The sequence below is a fragment of the Roseofilum reptotaenium CS-1145 genome, assembly GCF_028330985.1.
Lineage (GTDB): Bacteria > Cyanobacteriota > Cyanobacteriia > Cyanobacteriales > Desertifilaceae > Roseofilum > Roseofilum reptotaenium.
This window is the reverse complement of record NZ_JAQMUE010000070.1, coordinates 73,974-91,335: the sequence shown is the minus strand read 5'-3', so window position 1 is coordinate 91,335 and position 17,362 is coordinate 73,974. Positions and strand designations below refer to the sequence as shown.

Sequence of the window (17,362 nt, the reverse complement as noted above, 5' to 3'; positions counted from 1 at the left end):
CCAAGCTATAGGACAAGTGTTAGGCGGTCACTACGAAATTGAGCAAGAATTGGGTCAAGGGGGGTTTGGCAAGACGTTTCTGGCTAGAGACCATCACCTCCCGGGTCATCCTCTGTGTGTGGTCAAGCAACTTAAAGCCCAATTGCACGGCTCCCATGCTCTGAAAGTCGCCAAGCGCTTGTTCAAAACGGAAGCTCAAACCTTACAAAGCTTGGGAGAACATCCCCAAATTCCCCGGTTGTTGGCATTTTTTGAACAAGAGGAGGAGTTTTATCTTGTCCAAGAATATATCCAGGGTCATGAGCTAACGCAGGAGATTCAAGAGGGTAGACCCTGGGATGAACGTCAGGCGATCTCCCTGTTAAGAGATATTTTGATGTCTTTAGATTTTGTCCATCAACAGGGGGTGATTCACCGGGACTTAAAACCGAGTAATATCATCCGGCGATCGCTCGATAACCAATTGGTTCTGATTGATTTTGGCGCAGTCAAGCAAACCCTCTCAGAATTAACCCCTTCAATGGATAAAAGCTCCCAGACTCCCTTATCGGTCATTGTCGGGTCTCCCAATTACATGCCCAGCGAACAGGCGATCGGTCGCCCGAAATTCAGCAGTGATATTTATGCGGTGGGGATTATTGTGATTCAAGCCCTAACGGGAGTATTGCCTAGAGACTTCCCGAAAGATCCGGAGACTGAAGAGATTCTTTGGCAACCATTGGCATCCGTGAGTTCAGGGTTAGAGGCTGTATTAGGGAAGATGGTACGCTATCATTTTGGCGATCGCTACTCCTGCGCCGCAGAAGCTCTAGAAGCCGTCAATTCCCTTTCTATTTCCCCGACTTCCCCTCCTTCTCCGATGCCCAAAGCGGAACCCGTTTCCCCTGACTCTCCCACCGTTGTGTCTTTTTCTGCTTCTATTCGTCCAGAATCATCACAACCAGTGACCTTTCAACCGATCAATCAACGCGATGAATGGGGAGGGTTATGGATTTGTGAATTAGGCGTACAAGGTAAATCGATCAAACTCTATCAAGGAGATATTACTAATCTGACGGCTGATGTGATTGTTAGTTCAGATGATACTTGCTTAACTATGGGGGCAGGTGTTTCTAAACAAATTCGTTCTATTGGCGGAATTGAAGTATATAAAGAAGCCCAAAAATTGCAACCTTTAAAATTAGGCGAGATCGCAGCTACAACCGCAGGTTACCTATGGGCAGAGAAGATTTATCATGCAGCAGTCATCAATTTCGCTTATGACATGGCAGTTTTTTCTAAAAATATTCATGAAGCAATTATAGAGCAAGCCGTAAAAAACTGCTTAGAAACTGCAAATCAAGATGGCTTTCAAAGTCTGGTGTTTCCTTTACTGGGAACTGGCGCGAATCGATTCCCTGTGATGGAGGGATTAGAGATTATTTTGGCACAAGTCATTCAGGTGTTCTCAGAGCGCCCTAATACGATCGATGAGGTCACCATTTCTATCTATGGCGAAATTGCACCTATCAAAGCCATTAAGTCCGTTTTAGAGAACATGGTTCAGTACCATCTGAGTGACTTGCAAAATTAGGTTATTCTAGATCGAGTATTTCATCAACAACACCCCAGGTTATGGGACAAGTGTTAGCAGGTCACTACCAAATTGAGCAAGAACTCGGTCAAGGGGGGTTTGGCAAAACGTTTCTGGCTAGAGATCATCACCTTCCTGGTCATCCTCTGTGTGTGGTTAAGCAACTCCAACCCCAATTGGATGACCCGGATGCTCTAAAAGTTGCCAAGCGGTTGTTCACAACCGAAGCTCAAATCTTACAACGGTTGGGAGAACATCCCCAAATTCCCCGTTTGTTGGCATTTTTTGAACAACAGGAGGAGTTTTACTTAGTTCAAGAGTATATTCAGGGTCATGAACTAGCCTCTGAGATTCGAGAGGGACAACCCTGGCAGGAAGATCGGGCGATCGCCTTTCTAAGAGATATTTTGACTCCTTTGGATTTTGTTCATCAACAGGGAGTGATTCACCGAGACTTAAAACCGAGTAATATTATCCGGCGATCGCTCGATAACCAACTGGTTCTGATTGATTTTGGTGCAGTTAAGCAAACCCTTTCCCAGGTTCACCCTTTGACTGGAAGAACGTCCCAGACTCCCGTATCGGTGATTATCGGTTCTCCCAATTACATGCCTAGCGAACAGGCGATCGGTCGTCCGAAGTTCAGTAGTGATATTTATGCCGTGGGAGTCATGGCGATTCAAGCCTTAACGGGAAAATCTTTGCCCGAACTCCCGAAAGACCCGGAGACTGAAGAGATATTATGGAAACAGTTCGCCTCCGTGAGGAAGGAGTTCGAGGAAGTTTTAGGGAAAATGGTCTGCTATCATTTCGGCGATCGCTATTCCTACGGAGCAGAAGCCCTAGAAGCCATAAACTCCCTCTCATCTCCCTTGATTTCCACAGTTCCTCCGATTGCTGAATCCAATCACCTCAGAAACTCGCAACCTGAAGAAACCCATCCTATTTTTCCTGCTGCCATTGCCCCAGATAATCCCACACTCATTACCGAACTAAATTTATCCCCTGTTCCAGTGTCTAACCTTCCAAAACGCTCAACGTTTAACTTTGAAGTCGTTAAAAATTCTGACTTAACTGCACCGGAGTTTGAATTATCGCCAGCCAAGACTAACCCTGATGATCCCACAGAAATTTCTCAGCACGAGGAGGACTTACAAAAATTCTCTAATCATGAACTGCCAAAATGCTCAACATTTAACTTTGAAGTCGTTACTGTTAATCATTGTGGAGAACTCCTTGAGCGCCAGAATTACCAAGCCCAATCCTTTCAAGAAGACTTAGGGGATGGAGTTTGTTTAGAAATGGTCTCTATACCCGGAGGCACCTTTCTTATGGGTTCTCCTGGGGATGAAGACAACCAAGAATCTGATGAAAGTCCCCAACATTTAGTCACAGTTGCTCCCTTTTATTTAGGGAAATTTCAGGTTACCCAGGCCCAATGGCATAGAGTCGCCTCTTTTCCACAAATCAACCTTCGCTTAGAATCTAAGCCATCTCATTTCCAAGGAGATGATTTACCTGTTGAACAAATTTCCTGGGATGAAGTACAGGAATTGTGTTTGAGACTCTCTTCCCACACTGGACGAAACTATCGCTTACCCTCAGAAGCTCAGTGGGAATATGCCTGTCGCGCCGGAAGTACAACTCCATTTCATGTTGGTGAAACGCTAACCATTGACTTAGCCAATTACAAACTGCCTAATCCCTCAGAACGAGAGCTTAAAACTAGGGCAGTCGGAAGTTTTAACCCTAATCGATTCGGTTTGTATGATATGCATGGTAATGTCTGGGAATGGTGCAATGACCACTGGCACAACACCTACAATCTTGCACCCAATAACGGAGAATCTTGGTTATCTGGCGATCAACCGGAATTAAAAGTCATACGTGGGGGTTCTTGGAGTAATCAGTTGCTCAATTGCCGTTCGGCTCATCGTAATATGTTGTGGGCGAACTATCGAGGTAATACGTTTGGCTTTCGGGTAGCGCTACGCGCGGCAGAAGGGTAATGGGTAATCGGTAATGGGAATATCTTTCTTTGATCTGTAGGGGCGAAAAATTTTTCGCCCCTACAACTGAGTCTCATCCTTCATGAGCAGACGGTAATCCGTATGGAAGCTGATTGAGGGCATTGATTACTATGAATATAGAACTTCAAGTCAGTGGAGAGAATAATGTACGATCCAGATAAGCGCAAGTTACTTTCTGCTCTGTGTCAAGGCTCTATTTTCTTTAGTTTATTGTGGGTTTCGGTGGGAGTACCGATCGCCATTTCTGTGATCTCCGACGATCCTGTGGTCAAGCAGAATGCCAAAGAGTCTCTCAATTTCCACTTTAATGTCTGGTTATACGAAATCATTTTTGGCGTACTCACCATTGTGTTAATTGGTTGGCCTTTGTTGGGACTGTTGCAAATTATGAGTGTGATCTTACCGGTTTTGGCGATCACCCATTGCCTAAGCCAACCCGAAACATCCTATCGCTATCCCTTTATCTTTCGCCTGCTCTAAATTAACTCAAATAGGCCATCATCCAACCCACGATTAAGCCTAAAACAGAGGTGATGGCTAAAATAAAAAAGGCTTGCCACTCCGTAAACCCTAACGTTTGTAAATCTAGGCGAGCCAATGCCCCCGAACACAGCAGGACAAAGCCCCGATAAAACACATGAATTCGGGATAAAATTAACACAGAGAAAAAGCCCAGGGTCACCACTCCTAACAATAACCCTAAATCACTTTGAAATCCCTTCACCATCCCCTCTTTGAGTTGCCGTAAAGGAGCCGTGAGCAAAGCCGTAAAACTCAGAGCTAATAGGGTTGCCAGAATCCAAAGACGAACCTCCGCCGAGAATGACGGAGGTTCATCTAACCAATTCAGAGGGGGCAGGGCTGCCGCAAAACTGGTATAAGAAATTAATAAGATGGCCAGGGAGGGCCAGGGTAGCTTCTGAACTATTTTCAACCTAAGCCTCCCTGATTGTACTGTGACTACTGAACTGCTGGTTTAGGATTGCTCACTCGCTCCAACCCGGTCTTCGCGCTTATCACGCATGGAAGATGCATTCCGATTCCGTTTAGCCAGCTTCGGCTTGGGAGTGCTGTATTTAACATCATCTTCCGTGGCATCATAGTCGGTTTGTGTCCAAGCGGGACGAGTGGTATCATAAGCCATTTGCAGAGCAGCAGCGGCGATCGCATGGGGTTCATAGCCCTCTTCACTCAACCTGGCAACTAAAGGCAAGAATGAAGCCATTCTCTCCCCAGTTACGGCATCACTGACTTGATCTTGCAGACGGTCAATATGACGAGCCTCGATCTGGGCGCGAGTTGGAATCCGATTCACGGTTAACCGTTGACGAATATACCGTTCAATCTGAGTCAGTTTACGGCGCTCAAAGGATTGTACCAAGCAAATCGCCGTACCATCCTTACCTGCGCGTCCCGTCCGCCCAATCCGGTGGACATAATTTTCCAGGTTATCCGGTAAATCGTAGTTAATCACATGGGACAGGTCGTCCACATGCAAGCCTCGCGCTGCAATATCAGTTGCCACGACCCAACGCACCTGGCGATGGCGGAAGCGAGTCATTAAGCGCTCCCGTTGGGATTGGCTCAAATCCCCATGATACTCATCCACACTATAGCCAGCCGATTGCAGTTGACTGGTCAACTCAGCCGCTTGGCGACGAGTACGCACAAAAATAATCGCTGAATCCGGGCTTTCCATTTCCAGAATCGGTTGCAGTGCCCGTTGTTTCGTCCATCCGCGCGGAATCATATAAGCAATTTGTTCAATATGAACCGGAGCAGCTTTGGGTTGTTCAACGGTTACCGTAATCGGCGATTTCAGGAACCGTTGCACTAAACTACGAATAGAGGGGGGCATGGTAGCGGAGAAACAGGCCGTTTGTCTCTCTGTGGGCACTTGGGAGAGGATTTTCTCCACATCTTGAATAAAGCCCATATTCAACATTTCATCGGCTTCATCCAAAACCACCCAAGAGAGGTCTTGGAGGGTTAACTCCTTGCGCTCAAGCAGATCGATCACCCGTCCTGGGGTTCCTACTACAATATGCACTCCACTTCTGAGCCGTTGGATCTGGCGCTCAATGGACTGCCCACCATAAATAGCGGTCACCCGAATCCGTTTATCTCCGGTTAGATCGCGAATGGCTTTGCGGACTTGTTCAGCTAATTCCCGCGTTGGGGTCAGAATTAAAGCTTGGGGGTTGCGCTGTTCAAGATTGAGCCGCTCTAAAATCGGCAGAGCAAAGGTCGCGGTTTTACCCGTTCCCGTTTGCGCTTGGCCAACCACATCTTGATTCTGAAGCAAATGGGGAATGGCTTTGGTTTGAATTTCTGTGGGTTCAACAAACCCAATGCTTTCTAGGTATTGGGCACGATTGTCAGAAATTCCGAGTTCTTGAAATGAAACAGTCATTAATACTCCTTAATATGAGTGGAAATTTTAAGTCCGATGTCAGCGTAATTTACACAGCCATGGGACAGTTATCGATCGCAGTTGAGGTCTGGTTCTAAACTTGATCGCCATAGAGGTCATAAGCATCCGCATCTGTAATCTTGACGGAAATCAGTTTTCCTAGGGGTTCCGAATTTCCTTGGGGTCTGACGTACACAACACCATCGACTTCTGGAGCAAATCGGGCACAGCGACCGATTAAATTTTGGGTGTCTGGGAAACTTCCTTCAACCAGCACATCGACGGTTTTACCGATTTCAGCCTGATTTCGGCTCAGGGAAATGGGTTGTTGTCGCTCCATTAGGTGATTGCGGCGCTCTTCTTTGACCGGTTCCGGAACCGGGTTGTCAAAGCCAGAAGCGGGGGCTTCTTCTTCGGGAGAAAAGGCAAATACGCCAACATGATCGAATTGATGACGATCTACAAAGTCACACAAGTGATCGAAGTGGGTTTGGGTTTCACCCGGAAAACCAACAATAAAGGTGGTTCGGAAGACTCCGTTAGGGATCGCTTGTTTCAGGTTTTCGATAATTTGGTCGTTGACCTGACCTTGCCAAGGGCGATTCATAGCCCGAAGAATATCTGGATGGGAGTGTTGCAGAGGTAAATCGAGATAAGGCAGAATATTGGGGGTTTCTCGGATAGCGGCAATTACTTCTGGGCTAAAGCCAGTCGGATAGGTATAGTGCATCCGAATCCAAGGAACATCGACCTGTCCAAGTGCCCTCAGCAGTTGAGCCAGTTGGGGTTTCCCGTAAAGGTCGGCTCCATAGTTGGTGGTAATTTGGGAAATCAAGACGAGTTCTTGAACCCCTTCATCTGCTAATTTTTGGGCTTCAGCAACGATGGATTCGATGGGGCGCGATCGCTGCTTTCCACGCAAGTGGGGAATGATGCAAAACGCGCATTTATAATCACATCCTTCGGCAATTCTCAGATAGGCAACCCCTTCGGTGGTTGTCCGATAGCGAGGGGTTTGGTCATCGGCGATGTAGGTTGGATTGGCGGAAACTGCGATCGGGCGATCGCCGCCTTGCACCTGTTCCATCACCTCCACTATTTTATGATAGTCCCCTGTTCCGACGACTGCTACCGCTTCCGGTAGGGCATCGAGGAGATCTTCTTGATAGTGTTGGGCCATACAGCCCGTAATCACAATTTTTTTATCAGCCTCTGCTAGTTCGACGAGGGTTTGAACCGATTCTTGTCGAGACTCTTGGATAAAACTACAGGTGTTAACAATGACATAATCGGCTAACTCTTCGTTTGAATCAACGCCGTAGCCTGCTTGAACGAGCAAACCGAGCATATGTTCGGTGTCAATTCGGTTTTTTTCACAGCCCAAGTGGGCGATCGCAATTGTTGGCTTATTGCCCATGGAGTTTTTCATTCAGTGGATCGCTTCGGTTGAGACTAAGCTGGTAAAGCCAAAAATGCTTTGCTGTTGTCTCTCACCTGTTGGAAATGCACCGCTTTTGTGCCGCTCGATCCACTCAATGAGTTGTCCTCGGCCCTTGACGGCGACTTTAAGGATTATCCTAGCGCAAATTTGAAGTTTTGCAACATTCCTACACATTTTTAGATAATCTGGGCGACCCCTCATACTTGATTCCATCGCCTCGTGCTGCCCACCAACCGATAGAATTAATTAGGATAGAACGACTGCTACTCAGATTGTCTCTAGCCCAATTTAGCCAATCAGCAGTCAACTCCATCCTGTCCTTCCCCACCCCTGGGTCTACCTCTAACCCCTTCCGTTAAGCTTAACACCAACACCTTTCATGTTGACTACTGAAGAATTTAGTGAACGATTTCCCCTATTCAATACCGCCAACCCGGAGACCCTCGATCGCCTATTGTCTATTGCCCAAGAGCATGAATATCCTGCCCAACGAGCGGTGTTAATGGAAGATGCTTGGGGAAATGCGGTGTTTTTTATTGTATCGGGTTGGGTCAAAGTCCGCCGTCTGTCGGATAAAAATGATATGACGATCGCTGTTCTCGGCCCGGGTAACTTTTTTGGAGAAATGGCGATTTTAGATGAATCTCCCCGCTCCACTGATGTTATTGCCCTTTGTCCGGTTACCTTGATGAGCGTATCAGCCCAGCGATTTATTCAAGCTCTGTTTAATGATTCCCAGCTCCATCATCGCATGTTGCAGTTGATGGTTCGCCGTCTGCGGCAAAATAATGTTCGCTTTCAACTGCGAAACCAACCGCCTGCCGTTAAACTGGCCAATACTCTGATTCGGTTAGCCGAAGAGTATGGACTCGACACTCAACGAGGAGTAGTCATTTTTAATGTTGCCTTTCAAGATTTAGCGGATGTCTCGGATATCGGCTTACAAGAAACTCAGAAAATTATGGAAAAGTTGCAAGAAAAAAAATGGATTGCGATCCATACTGAAGAAAACCGATTGTGTTTAATTAACAAAAAGCAACTCAAACATTTAGCCGGAATGGGTTAATTCAATTTCCTGATGTCTATCTTTATCTGTTCTTAACGACTATGACTCAAACCTCTATCCCTCAACCGACGCGCTCTGATGAGCATCAAGTGGCGATCGCCTATCAAGTGGCTATGCCCCAGCCGAGCAACCACCTCTATGACGTTACCCTCAGTATTTCCGGTTGGCAAGCTGACCACCTTGACCTCCTATTTCCGGTTTGGAGTCCTGGTTCATACTTGGTTCGAGAATATGCTAAGAATTTACAAGAATTTCAAGTTCATGACTTAGAACAAAGTTCTTTGGTTTATCACAAAAAGAGTAAAAGCCATTGGCAAATTAAGACAGAAAATACTTCAGATATTTTCGTGTTTTATCGCATCTATGCCAATGAACTCACCGTTCGCACCAGCCATTTAGATAGCTCCCATGCCTATTTTAATGGGACTTGCCTGTTTTTCCAGGTACTTGGCATGGAACAACAACCCATTCAGGTAAAAATCCTCGTTCCGGATACGACTTGGAAGATTAGTACTGCCCTCCCGAAAGTTGGGCGAGAGAGTGCTATTTTTCAAGCCAACAACTTCGATCACCTCCTCGATAGCCCCTTTGAAATTGGAACCCATGCTATCTATTATTTCCAAACCCTAAACAAAACCCATGAATTAGCCGTTTGGGGCCAAGGAAATCTTCCCGCAGAAAGTGCCATTAATGATATTGAAAAAATTATTGAAGTTGAATCCGAACTCTTTGGCGGACTCCCCTACGATCGCTATCTTTTTATCCTCCACCTGGCTCGCAGTCGAGGCGGACTCGAACACAAAGATTCTTGCTCTTTGATTTTCGACCGCTTTAGTTTTCGCGAACGGGAAAAATACGCCTCATTCATGCAACTGGTTGCCCATGAGTTTTTCCACCTTTGGAATGTCAAACGGTTGCGCCCCAGCGGACTAGAAACCTATGACTACACCCAAGAAAATTATACCTCATCTCTGTGGTTTTGTGAAGGAGCAACCTCCTATTATGACCTGGTAATTCCCTTGCGAGCAGGCATTTATGACGCTCGACATTTTTTGAACGAATTGAGCAAGGAAATCACCCGCTATCAAAATACCCCCGGTCGTTGGATTCAACCCCTACATGAATCGAGTTTTGACGCTTGGATTAAGCTCTATCGCTCCGATGCCAATAGCCGTAATAATCAAATGTCCTATTACCTCAAAGGCGAGTTGGTGTCCTTGATTCTCGATTTAATGATTCGCGCTCATCATCAAAACCGGCGATCGCTCGATGATGTGATGGCACAAATGTGGGACAATTTTGGCAAAACGGAAACCGGTTATACCCCGCAGCAACTGCTCTCCACCATTGAATCCGTTGCCCATATGTCCTTAGAAGACTTCTTCTATAAAGCCCTCGATACCACCGAAGATCTGGCGTTTAACACTTATCTGAAACCCTTTGGTTTACAACTCAAAGCTGAAATTAAATCCCCCGATATTCCCCACATAGGAATCACCGTTAGAGCGGAACAGGGACGGAATCGGGTTAAATATGTCGAGAGCCATTCTCCTGCCTATACTATCGGCATTGATCCGGGAGATGAGCTATTAGCCTTAGACGGGTTGCGAGTCAGTGCAGATGACTTGAGCGATCGCTTAAAAGATTATAATCCTGGAGATTCGATGACCCTAACTCTCTTCCATGGAGATGAACTCAAAACTGTAACCGTCACCTTAGCCGAACCTAAGCCTACGTCTTATTATCTGACTCCTTTACCTAATCCTTTATCCCTGCAACTGAAAAACTTTGAAGGGTGGCTAGGAGTGCCTTTGAAAACTGTCTTTAGCAACGGGGGATAAGTGAATCCTGTGTGAAAAATGGTTTTCCCATTACCGATTACCCATTACCCTTCTACCGCACGTTTCGGACGAAGTCCGAAACATATACACGAAGCACTGTATTAGAGCTGTATTAGAATAGAAACAAGCCTAAAACAAAAAGGAACAAAAAAAATGGCAGTTGTGCGATGGACTGATGAAATGCTCGACGAACTCTCTTCGAGCGTGAGTGAAATGCGCGAAAGTATGCGAGAAAGTATCAGTGAGCTACGGGAAAGCATTAGCGAGGTCAAAGATAGTGTAGAGGGCTTGAGAATTACCTCACAGGCACTCTTACAAGTTGCGGCTCAACATCAACGCCATATGGAACAGATGGAAGAACGTCAAGCTGAAAGGGAAGAACGTCAAGCTAAAATGGAACAGCGTCAAGCGGAAATGGAAAAACAGCAAGCAGAAATGAAACAACGTCAAGCGGAAAATGACGAGCGTTTTAATATTCTCCTTGAAGAAGTCCGTTACTTGATTCGACGCAATGATAATTAAGTGTTTTGCTTACGGGTTAACTTGTAATTGACATTGCTCAAAAACGTAATTAACGGCGTTGAATAATCGTTCTAAATCGTAAATAGTGTAAGATTTGAGGTTCTTGGTGAATGCGCGATCGTTCAACTTCCCAAACTCCCACACTTTGCCATTGGAGACTATGCTAAAAATCGTTTGTCCCGGCATCCCATTAATTTTCTGGCAAGCCACCATTTCCGCCCCACATTGCCCCCAACCGCCAGTAAAATCATCTTTCTTGGCTTCTATGGCGACAAAAAAAAGGTTCTCAAAAATAATCTTGCCCAGAGGAGATTTATGCGCCAGAATATAATCTGGTACTCCTGATAAATCTTCATCGTAGATTAAATTTTGATGACTCCACAGTAACCAGCTTTCTTTATAAGCGAACCAAACCTCAGTTAAAATGGGTGCGATAAGGTTTTCGCAAATAGCAGCTTCTGAATTATCAACGATGCCTTCTGTTAAAAGCATTTCAAACCGTTGCTTGAAGTAATCGTTTAAGGTAAATTCAGAGGGGAGAATGAAATCATTTTCTTGGTAAATCAACTCAAAAGATTGGATAACCATTGCCAGGTTTTTATAACCAGTAAAAGGCATTGTTTTTCTCCTTGCAATATCAAAGAGCAAAAATATCAGATACAGGAATTAAAAGATCGGGAAATGCCAAGGGAAAGACTTCTTCTGTTACTGAAAAATCTTGCCTGTCTCGATAGTCATTACCTTGAGGAAAGCGATAAACCATTACGGTTCTAGAGTTAATATCCACAATCCAATATTCTGGTATATTTTCTTGAGCATAGAGGGCTTTTTTCGCTGACATATCGTAACTTCGAGTTGCTTTGGATACTTCAACGACTAGCTCGATATCCTGGGGAAAGGGGTGATGGTCGATATATTGCGATCGCGGCAACTTTGCCACCACAATATCCGGTTCGGGTTCCGATGTCGATAAAGTAATGAGTTTAGCTTCTCGAACATAGGCTCGTCCTGCAATTAGCTGTTCCAGTTTTTTCGCCAAATTTTCTGCAAAATAAGTGTGTTCTGTGCCTTGAGGAGACATTTCTATGATTAGTCCATTAATCAATTCTACTCTGCGTTCCTTGAATATGCCACTTTCGATCATTTGATGGTATTCTTCAACGCTGAAATGGGCAATTTCTGGAGCTATGATCGTCATTTTATCCTCCTTTAAAATGGGGGCGGTTAGGTTGTCGTAAATAGCGGTTTCCGAATTATCAACGATGTCTTCTTTTAAAAGAATTTCAAACCTTTGCTTGAACTAATGGCTTAATGTAAACTCAGAAGATAGAATAAAATGATGCTCTTGATAAATTAATTTAAAAGCTTGGATAACCATTGCGAGGTTTTGATAACCAATGAACGGCATTATGTTAACGTCAGTTTTGCTTAAGGGCATGTTGCAGTTAATTTGATGAAGGAATGGGAATTGTAGCCAACGAGAGAATAAGGGTTTTAGCTTAACCAAAACTAACGTTATTTTATCTCCAGGGTTATAGTCATTATATTAGATATGGATATATTAGATATGGAAAACTTCACAACCGAACAAAGCCAACTTTATGAAGCTGTCAAAAATCGGAATCTGCAAAGAATCCAAACAATAATAGAACAAGAGTGTAATTTGCAGAAATGGGCTTATGAGGTTTATGATGATCAGTTTGACGGGTTTCTTAATACTGTTCAAAAAGCTGTTCATTTAAGAGATAAAAGAATAATTGGAATTTTACTTCAGGCAATATCCAATCCAAAAATTAGAGATGAATACATTTTTATGTCTCTCGATGTAGCTGCTATTTTAGGAGAGGTTGATATATTTCAACACTTAGTTAACTCTTTGAGTTCAAATTTTTCTAAACGAGACTTGAGTTATGTATTAAACCATGCTATTTGGGGAGGCAGCGAAAAGATTGTGAGCATTTTGATTGACCTAGGAATTCATATAAATATAATCTTTGAATGGGGAGAAACTCCTTTAATGGCAGCATCAAGAAAAGGAGATATTGATTTAGTAAAACTAATAGTAGAAGCGGGAGCAAATGTAAATATCATCAATGAAGAATCGCCTTTTACAGGTGCTTTGGGTTTAGCTGCTATCAATGGTCATCAAGATATCTACGATTATCTATGTCCTCTAGTTTCCAATGAAGAAGAACAAGAATTTGCTTACAACACAATTTCAGGTATTATTAAAGAATAGTATGGATTGCTGAGTCTTCGGGATAGATTATACCACATCCAGTTAATGTAGGTTGAGTTGAACGCAGTGAAACCCAACATCAACCCAACCTACTCTGAATATTCCCTTTAACCAGACACCACAAAGTTAACCAAATTGCGCTTGGGAACCACAATCACTTTCTTCACTTCCTTACCCTCAATATAGCGTTGGGCAACTTCGGAATCGCGGGCATATTGTTCTAAAAGTGCCCGATCTTCGGTAGCGGAGACTTCAATTGTACCCCGTGTTTTACCCATGATTTGAATCACGAGGGTAATCTCATCGACGACTAAGGCGCTCTCATCAACAAGGGGCCAAGATTGACGGTGAATGGACTCTTGATAACCCAAGGCTTGCCATAATTCTTCAGCTAAATGGGGAGCGAAAGGTGCGAGGAGGAGCAATAAGGTTTTAATGCCTTCAGCGTAAACGGGAGAGGATTTGCAAGAGGCATCATTGAGGGCGTTACTGAGTTTCATCATCTCGGAAACGGCGGTATTAAACTGATAATCCCCTTCTAAATCGTCGGTGATTTCTTTAATCGCGGTATGAATGGCGCGACGGAGATCTTTTTCGTCTTTTGTGTTAGCAGCTTCTGCTTCAGAAGCAGATTCTGCAAACTCCATGACTAACCGCCAAACCCGATTGAGAAAGCGAAATTGTCCTTCAACATCGGCATCATCCCATTCGAGGTCTTTTTCTGGGGGCGCTTTGAAGAGGATAAACATCCGTGCGGTATCTGCGCCGTATTTGCCCAAGACGGTTAAGGGAGCAATACCGTTATATTTGGATTTGGACATTTTCTCATAGGAAGTGACTAGAGAATCACCGGTATTCGGATCGGTTGGTTGATTGATATCCTCAATTTGCTCGACTCGAACATACTTACCGGTATTCGGATTCTTGTAGGTTAGAGCTTGTACCATACCTTGAGTGAGCAACCGTTGGAAGGGTTCGTCAAAATTGATTAAACCGCGATCGCGCAAAACCTTCGTCACAAATCGAGAATACAATAAGTGTAGAATCGCATGTTCAATCCCGCCCACATACTGATCCACCGGCATCCAATCATTGGTTTTCGCCGAATCAAATACCGCCTTATCATTCTTAGCATCGGGATAGCGCAAGAAATACCACGACGAATCAATAAACGTATCCATCGTATCCGTTTCCCGTTTCGCCGGAGTGCCGCAAGTGGGACAATCGACATTCACCCAATCTTCTAACTGTGCTAATGGGGACTTCCCTTTCCCCGTAAACTCCACATCCTCCGGCAACCGTACTGGGAGTTGCTCGTCGGGAACCGGAACCGTCCCACAATTGGGACAATGAACAACGGGAATGGGAACGCCCCAATACCGTTGCCGAGAAATCAACCAATCCCGCAACCGATACTGCACCCGTGCTTTTCCGTATCTTTGACTTTGGGCATAATCAATCACTGCCTGCTTCCCTTGGGTTGAAGGAGCGCCGTTAAACATACCCGAATTGACCATATAGCCGGGTTCGGTATAGGCTTCGCTCAAGCGCTCCGGTGCTTCCCCTTGAGTCGGGGAAATCACCACCTTAATCGGTAACTGCTGCTGCGTGGCAAACTGGAAATCGCGCACATCATGGGCGGGAACTCCCATCACTGCGCCCGTTCCATACTCGTACAACACATAATCGGCAATCCAAATGGGAATCTCTTCGCCTGTAAACGGATTAATCGCCTGTCCTCCGGTGGGAATACCCCGTTTCGGCTTATCTTCGGCCGTGCGGTCAATGTCGCTTTCTCCCTCAAGGGATTGGATAAACTCAGTCACGGCTTGCTGTCGGTCTGGGGTTGTCACTTTCGGGGTTAAGGGATGTTCCGGAGCTAACACCACATAGGTGACTCCATACACCGTATCGGGACGGGTGGTAAAGACGGCCATTTTCTCATCGAGTCCGACAATGGGAAATTCGAGATACGCGCCCACGGATTTCCCAATCCAGTTGGCTTGCATGAGTTTCACGCGCTCCGGCCATCCGGTGAGCTTATCCAAGTCTTGCAAGAGTTCTTCAGCGTAGTCGGTAATTTTCAAGAACCATTGTTTTAACAGTTTGCGCTCCACTTTGGCTCCAGAGCGCCAGGAATAGCCCTCACTGTCTACCTGTTCGTTAGCGAGTACGGTTTGATCTACCGGGTCCCAATTCACGGCGGCTTCTTTCTGGTAGGCTAAACCGGCTTGTAAGAATTGCAAGAAAATCCATTGCGTCCACCGATAATAGTCGGGGGAACAGGTGGCGACTTCCCGACTCCAGTCGTAGGAGAGTCCTAAGCGCCGGAGTTCGGCCTTCATCTGGCCAATGTTCTCATACGTCCATTTTGCCGGATGAATGCCCCTGGCGATCGCCGCATTTTCTGCGGGCAAACCAAACGCATCCCATCCCATGGGGTGCAGCACCCGATAGCCGCGCATCCGATAGACCCTGGCAATGACATCCGTTATCGTGTAATTTCTGACGTGACCCATGTGCAGGTTTCCTGAAGGGTAGGGAAACATGGAAAGGGCGTAGAACTTGGGTTTCTCTGGGTCGGTTAGTGTAGTGTCTACTCCTTGTTCCGCCCAAGTTTGTTGCCATTTTTCCTCAATTTTGACTGGATTATAGCGAGATTCCACGAGTTCAACTCCTGCGGGGTCATTCATTCTACTTGACTATTTTGACACAATCTGGCAGGTGTCGGCCCGTTCTCTGGGATTTTTCTGGCTATATAGCAGTTAGTGCTGGTCTAGGCATATTAGGGTGGGCAGGAGGAGAGAGTGATTTTCTTCAAAATAATCGCTCTTTACCTGCCCACCTTACCCGCTACTTTCTTGAGATTCACCCAATGTAGTAAGTATTAGTTATCCTCCCAAAATATCTTGTTCCCATACACCAGAGAGTTTCGTTTATCCCTCAGATTATGATCTTCAATTACTACTGCCTCAATTTCCTTTACAACCTCCTCCGAAACACCCATCAACCCTGCCATTTTCCGAATGGCTTGTTTTTCCGATTCCGGATATTCTTTATCTGCACTACAAGCTTTTATTGCCCAATAAATCGTGCCTTTTTTCCCATTCTCTACGATTGGGCTGCGTTCCAGAACATCAGTAATATCTTCATCACCAGTATAGGATTCCACTTCTTCAATGACTGAAGCGGGCATTTCTCGAGAAGCAGCAAAGCCCAGTACCCATTCCCGCTCTTCTGGGCTAATTACACCATCTCCTTTAGTACAAAGCAAAATCGCCTTTAAAAAATCTACTGCATCTCCCAGGTTTACATACTTGTTATAAGACCATCCCCATTGTTCTTTGTTAGACCAACGGGAAGCTCTTAATGTATTGTCGTTATCCATTTTTTTCTGTCTTTGACAAATTTTCCTGATAATCTTATCACATCTCAATTCAAAGGTCAATATTTACCCACATACTGAAGTCTAAAAAGTATAATAATGCTATAGAATAGCTGAGGAAAATCTTAATGCTAAATTCACCCAATTTACACGAAGCCCTACTCTGGGTAATTAAAGATATTCATAGCAAGGGTTGGTCTACCGGTACAGCAGGGAACTTCAGTGCAGTCCTCCAGAGAGATCCTCTAACGTTGCTGATGACTTCTAGCGGAATAGACAAGGGCTTAGTGCGATCGCAGAATTTAGTGGAAATCAACGAGGCTGGAGTCGTTGTCAAAGGGACGGGAAAACCTTCAGCCGAGACTTTACTTCACCTCACAATTGTCCGAGAAACAGGAACGGGAGCCGTTATACATGCCCATTCAGTCTTTAATACTATCTTGTCACAACACTTTTTGTCTGAAGGGAAACTAATCTTAACGGGTTACGAAATGCTCAAGGGTTTAGAGGGGATTCTTACTCATGAAACGACTGTTAGTATCCCCATCTGGCCAAACTCTCAAGATATGGAACAACTAAGCCAAATAGTTGGTTCTCACCTCCAGCTTAATGCTCACTATGGAAAGAAGGGAACCTCCTTTCCTCGTACTTATGGATTTCTCTTAGCCGGCCACGGGGTGTATACTTGGGGAAAAACTCTGTTTCACGCTCGACGACATCTGGAAATTTTAGAATTTTTGTTCGAGGTGACTTACCGCAAACTTGTCTTGGGGATTTAATTTAGCAATAGGAATAAAATTGCAGCTAGTAATATTCACGAAGCCGATCGCTGTTGTTTCAAGGAATCATTTG

At 45.0% G+C, this 17,362-nt stretch carries 15 protein-coding genes; 8 read left to right on the top strand and 7 right to left on the bottom strand.

Features of this window, described 5'->3' with window-relative positions:
• Nucleotides 1–16 precede the first annotated feature (16 nt).
• From PN466_RS11735 to PN466_RS11725, 3 genes are all read left to right on the top strand, one after another.
• A complete protein-coding gene (locus PN466_RS11735) occupies nt 17–1,573 on the top strand; it encodes a serine/threonine-protein kinase (protein ID WP_271939819.1) in 1,557 nt (518 codons plus the stop codon).
• Between the two features lie 41 nt (nt 1,574–1,614).
• Nucleotides 1,615–3,582, top strand: coding sequence for a bifunctional serine/threonine-protein kinase/formylglycine-generating enzyme family protein (locus tag PN466_RS11730; RefSeq protein WP_271939818.1), 1,968 nt, complete (start codon nt 1,615–1,617; stop codon nt 3,580–3,582).
• 165 nt (nt 3,583–3,747) lie between these two features.
• Nucleotides 3,748–4,083: a DUF4870 domain-containing protein gene (locus tag PN466_RS11725; protein WP_271939817.1), complete on the top strand. Its 336-nt coding sequence runs from the start codon at nt 3,748–3,750 to the stop codon at nt 4,081–4,083.
• A 1-nt stretch (nt 4,084) separates the two neighbouring features.
• Here PN466_RS11725 and PN466_RS11720 read toward each other — a convergent pair whose 3' ends face one another.
• The 3 genes from PN466_RS11720 to rimO all read right to left on the bottom strand — a co-directional run bounded on the left by PN466_RS11720 (nt 4,085) and on the right by rimO (nt 7,433).
• Complete coding sequence (locus PN466_RS11720) at nt 4,085–4,537, bottom strand: hypothetical protein (RefSeq protein WP_271939816.1); 453 nt, start codon at nt 4,535–4,537, stop codon at nt 4,085–4,087.
• A 42-nt stretch (nt 4,538–4,579) separates the two neighbouring features.
• Nucleotides 4,580–6,016, bottom strand: coding sequence for a DEAD/DEAH box helicase (locus PN466_RS11715; protein ID WP_271939815.1), 1,437 nt, complete (start codon nt 6,014–6,016; stop codon nt 4,580–4,582).
• A gap of 94 nt (nt 6,017–6,110) precedes the next feature.
• On the bottom strand, nt 6,111–7,433 hold the full coding sequence (rimO, locus tag PN466_RS11710) for a 30S ribosomal protein S12 methylthiotransferase RimO (protein WP_271939845.1): 1,323 nt from the start codon (nt 7,431–7,433) through the stop codon (nt 6,111–6,113).
• A 406-nt stretch (nt 7,434–7,839) separates the two neighbouring features.
• Between rimO and PN466_RS11705 the strand changes: the two genes are divergently transcribed.
• The 3 genes from PN466_RS11705 (at nt 7,840) to PN466_RS11695 (ending at nt 10,886) form a co-directional block, all read left to right on the top strand.
• Complete coding sequence (locus PN466_RS11705; RefSeq protein ID WP_271939844.1) at nt 7,840–8,523, top strand: Crp/Fnr family transcriptional regulator; 684 nt, start codon at nt 7,840–7,842, stop codon at nt 8,521–8,523.
• Between the two features lie 41 nt (nt 8,524–8,564).
• Complete coding sequence (locus PN466_RS11700) at nt 8,565–10,364, top strand: M61 family metallopeptidase (RefSeq protein WP_271939814.1); 1,800 nt, start codon at nt 8,565–8,567, stop codon at nt 10,362–10,364.
• Between the two features lie 153 nt (nt 10,365–10,517).
• A complete protein-coding gene (locus tag PN466_RS11695) occupies nt 10,518–10,886 on the top strand; it encodes a hypothetical protein (RefSeq protein WP_271939813.1) in 369 nt (122 codons plus the stop codon).
• 9 nt (nt 10,887–10,895) lie between these two features.
• Here the strand turns inward: PN466_RS11695 and PN466_RS11690 are convergent, their stop codons facing one another.
• Both PN466_RS11690 and PN466_RS11685 read right to left on the bottom strand, forming a co-directional pair.
• Nucleotides 10,896–11,534: a hypothetical protein gene (locus PN466_RS11690; protein WP_313898586.1), complete on the bottom strand. Its 639-nt coding sequence runs from the start codon at nt 11,532–11,534 to the stop codon at nt 10,896–10,898.
• Entirely contained in the window at nt 11,524–12,084 is a 561-nt protein-coding gene (locus PN466_RS11685; protein WP_271939812.1) for a Uma2 family endonuclease, read from the bottom strand. Before PN466_RS11685 ends, PN466_RS11690 begins: the two co-directional genes overlap by 11 nt.
• A 354-nt stretch (nt 12,085–12,438) precedes the next feature.
• Between PN466_RS11685 and PN466_RS11680 the strand changes: the two genes are divergently transcribed.
• Nucleotides 12,439–13,125 carry an ankyrin repeat domain-containing protein gene (locus PN466_RS11680; protein WP_271939811.1) on the top strand — a complete coding sequence of 229 codons (687 nt, stop codon included), beginning with the start codon at nt 12,439–12,441 and terminating at the stop codon, nt 13,123–13,125.
• A 107-nt stretch (nt 13,126–13,232) separates the two neighbouring features.
• Here the strand turns inward: PN466_RS11680 and leuS are convergent, their stop codons facing one another.
• Entirely contained in the window at nt 13,233–15,791 is a 2,559-nt protein-coding gene (gene leuS, locus PN466_RS11675; RefSeq protein WP_271939842.1) for a leucine--tRNA ligase, read from the bottom strand.
• A gap of 221 nt (nt 15,792–16,012) precedes the next feature.
• Entirely contained in the window at nt 16,013–16,513 is a 501-nt protein-coding gene (locus tag PN466_RS11670) for a hypothetical protein (protein ID WP_271939810.1), read from the bottom strand.
• Between the two features lie 125 nt (nt 16,514–16,638).
• Between PN466_RS11670 and mtnB the strand changes: the two genes are divergently transcribed.
• Nucleotides 16,639–17,289: a methylthioribulose 1-phosphate dehydratase gene (gene mtnB, locus PN466_RS11665; protein ID WP_271939809.1), complete on the top strand. Its 651-nt coding sequence runs from the start codon at nt 16,639–16,641 to the stop codon at nt 17,287–17,289.
• The last annotated feature ends 73 nt before the right edge of the window (nt 17,290–17,362 follow it).